Genomic DNA, 2,210 nt, shown 5'->3' with positions numbered 1-2,210 from the left:
TCCAGGACCGCAAGGGCGCCGACTACCTTCTCGCGCCGACCCATGAGGAGATGTTCACGCTCCTGGTGAAGGACCTCTATCCCTCGTACAAGGATCTGCCGCTGGCGATCTACCAGATCCAGGACAAGTACCGTGACGAGGCTCGGCCGCGCGCGGGGCTCCTGCGTGGGCGCGAGTTCACGATGAAGGATGCCTACTCGTTCGACTACACGGATGCCGGGCTCGAGTCGTCCTACCAGGCCCAGCGTGACGCGTACGAGCGAATCTTCCAGCGGCTCGGGCTGGAGTACGTCATCGTCAACGCCGACAACGGACTCATGGGCGGGGCCCGGAGCGAGGAGTTCCTCCACCCCACACCCGTCGGTGAAGACACCTTCGTGCGCAGCGCCGGGGGATACGCCGCCAACGTCGAGGCGTTCACGACGATCGTCCCCGCGCCCCTCCCGCTCGCCGGCCTTCCCGATCCGGTGATCTTCGATTCGCCAGGCACCCCGACGATCGCGACGCTTGTCGATCACCTCAACGCGAACGAGGCTGCCCCGGCTCCCGGCATCGCCGGTCCTGCCACGGATGACGACACAACGTGGACGGCAGCCCACACGCTCAAAAACGTCGTGCTGGCGCTGACTCACCTCGACGGCACGCGAGAGATCGTCGTGGTCGGCATTCCCGGAGACCGCGACATCGACGACAAGCGGGCCGAGGTGGCGTTTGCCCCCGCCGCTGTCGAGGCGGCGACAGGTGACGATTTCGAGAACAACCCGCTCCTCGTGAAGGGCTACATCGGTCCGTGGTCGCCGACCGGCGCGGTCCTCGGCGAAGAGTCGGCGACCGGCATCCGGTATCTCCTCGACCCGCGCGTCGTGGAGGGAACGTCCTGGGTGACGGGCGCGAACATCGACCAGAAGCACGTCCACTCACTCGTGGCGGGCCGGGACTTCAGCGGCGACGGCTTCGTCGAGGTGGCGAACGTTCTGCCGGGCGACCCGGCGCCGGATGGCTCTGGTCCTGTTGAGCTCGCGCGCGGAATGGAGATCGGTCACGTCTTCCAGCTCGGCCGCTTCTTCGCCGAGACGCTGGGTCTGAAGGTTCTCGACGAGAACGGCAAGCTCGTCACCGTGACGATGGGTTCGTACGGCATCGGTGTTACGCGAATCCTCGCGATCATCGCCGAACTCAGCAACGACGAGAAGGGTCTCATCTGGCCGACCGCCGTGGCGCCCTTCGACGTGCACGTCGTCGCTACGGGCAGGGATGCCGTTGCTTTCGATCTTGCGGAGCAGGCCAGCGCCCGTCTCGAGGATGCCGGTCTCGAGGTCGTCTACGACGATCGACCGAAGGTGTCTCCGGGAGTGAAGTTCGGCGATGCGGAACTTATCGGCGTGCCACGCATCCTCGTGGTCGGCCGGGGAGCGGCGACCGGCGAGGTCGAACTCTGGGACCGCCGCACCGGCGATCGCGAGACGATGCTGCTTGACGAGGCCATCGCTCGCCTCGCCGCGTGAGAGGCCCTAGTAGCTGATCTTCGCGTGCCGGACGATGTCGTCGTCCGGTGTGTCGCGGGTCACGAGCGCCTTCAGCATCCCGGCGGCCTGTGCCAGACGGTTTTGTCCGGGTTCCCAGAACTCCACCTCGACCGGTGTGACTCGCAAGAGGGTGATGCCGGGCGTGTCGAGCCCGTCTTCGAACCACACCTCCAGCGACGGCGAATACAGCTCACGCATGAGTGCATCGTCGTGGACGACACCGGCGCGACCTGCGACCGACACATAGCGCATGGCTTTCGGGTCGCAGTACGACAGTCCGACCTCGTCATCTGCTTCGGCCTCGTCGACCTTCTTGGTGTGCTCGGCCGTGAAGAACCAGATGTCGCCGTTCTCGTCCATGCGGCGGGTGCTCATCGGCCGGCTCACGAGGTTGCCGCTGTCATCGCGTGTCGTGAGCATCGTGATGTCGATGTCTTCGACGAGTTCCTTGGCGCGGGCGCGGGCTTCGGTTCCTGTCAGTTCGGTCATGCCAGCAGATTGCGTCGTGGCCGCGGGCACTCGCGAGGGGATTGACAGCGGTCACGGCTCCGCGTAACGACGCGGAAGCCGACTGGGGCGGACCCGTGTCGCTTCCACTCGCGTCACCGTGCGCTCAGAGGCCGAACTCCGCGCGTACGTGGTCCCGGATCTCGACGTACTCGGGCCGATCCCAGAAGAAGAGCA

The 2,210-nt window shown here is 66.0% G+C and carries 2 protein-coding genes; one reads left to right on the top strand and one right to left on the bottom strand.

The annotated features are described in order from the left end of the window. Positions 1 to 1,505: proline--tRNA ligase (gene proS / locus Q1V87_RS12745; RefSeq protein ID WP_300593515.1), on the top strand; the 1,505-nt coding region annotated here is incomplete at its 5' end. Between the two features lie 6 nt (positions 1,506 to 1,511). Here the strand turns inward: proS and Q1V87_RS12740 are convergent. Further along, positions 1,512 to 2,015 carry a pyridoxamine 5'-phosphate oxidase family protein gene (locus tag Q1V87_RS12740; protein WP_300593512.1) on the bottom strand — a complete coding sequence of 168 codons (504 nt, stop codon included), beginning with the start codon at positions 2,013 to 2,015 and terminating at the stop codon, positions 1,512 to 1,514. Positions 2,016 to 2,210 lie beyond the last annotated feature (195 nt).

The organism is Microbacterium sp. (genome assembly GCF_030149085.1).
Classification (GTDB): domain Bacteria; phylum Actinomycetota; class Actinomycetes; order Actinomycetales; family Microbacteriaceae; genus Microbacterium.
This window is presented reverse-complemented; position numbering and strand designations above follow the sequence as displayed.

What these genes read in the sequence shown, in the direction of transcription:
- Q1V87_RS12740 (WP_300593512.1), bottom strand. Translation starts at nt 2,015, where the DNA reads ATGACCGAACTGACAGGAACCGAAGCCCGCGCCCGCGCCAAGGAACTC.